At 72.8% G+C, this 1,055-nt stretch carries 1 pseudogene; it reads left to right on the top strand.

What is annotated here, in order from left to right:
- Nucleotides 1–408: 408 nt before the first annotated feature.
- Nucleotides 409–795, top strand: a pseudogene (locus ACH107_RS33095) (tetratricopeptide repeat protein); the annotation flags it as partial.
- Between the last annotated feature and the right edge of the window lie 260 nt (nucleotides 796–1,055).

Below are 1,055 nucleotides of genomic sequence, written 5' to 3'. Positions count from 1 at the left end.
GGCCGCCAGGCGCATCTGGCCGACGGGCTCACCGCGGATATCCGCACCGGGCTGGCGCGCGACCGGGCGCTCTTCGTCGTCGCCGGCGACTCCGCGGAGGCCTACGAGGGCACCGGGCTCGGCGCCGCCGAGATCGCCGGCGAGCTCGGCGTGCGCTACCTGATCGGGGGCCACGTCCGGCTGGATGAGGCGCGGCTGCGCCTCGATGTCGAACTGACGGACGGGCTGCGCAACGCGGTGGTCTGGAGCGAACGCTATGACAGGCCGCGCGGCGCGATCCTGAGCGTGCAGGACGAGGTCGTCGGCGAGGTCGTGGCGACGCTGCGCGGCTACAAGGGCGTCCTGCAACGCAACGAGGCGCGCCGGGCCGAGGCAGCCTCGCCCGACGATTTGAGCGCGCATGATCACATGATGCGGGGCATGCTGCTCAAGGAGAAGTTCCTCAGGGACGAGATGCGCGCCGCGCGCGGCCATTTCGAGACGGCGCTCGCGCTCGCCCCGGGCTCGGCGGCGGCGCAGGGCTGGCTGGCCTGGACCTGGTTCTTCGAGGTCTATCTCGGCTGGGCCGACGACACGGCCGACGCGCTGGCGCGCACCCGTGCGCATGCCGAGGCGGCGGTCGCGGGCGACCCGGACCTCGATTTCGCGCACTGGGCGCTCGGCGCGGCCCATCTGGCCGAGGGCGACAATGCGGGCGCGCTGGCCTGTTTCGACCGCGCGCTCGCGCTCAACCCCAACAATTCCGACGCGCTGGCCAACTGCGCCTGGCCGCTGATGTTCGAGGGCCGCGTCGAGGAGGCCGTCGCGCGCCTGCGGCAGGCCATGCGGCTCAACCCGTTCCACCCGGACTGGTATCTCTGGGGGCTGGGGATGGCGGACTACCTGCGGGGCGATTTCGCCGCCGCCTGCGACGTGCTCGGGCGCATGGCCCAGCCCAACGAGCAGAGCCTGGCCTTCCACATCGCCGCGCTCCGTCCACCCCCGAGGCCAGCGCCGCCATCCTGCGCGGCCTCGACTGGCTGGGCCTCGATCATGACGAAGAGCCCTACAGCCAG

It is taken from the genome of Roseovarius halophilus (ex Wu et al. 2025) (genome assembly GCF_047086965.1).
Note: the sequence above shows the minus strand (reverse complement) of the source record. Positions and strands in the feature narration are given on the sequence as shown.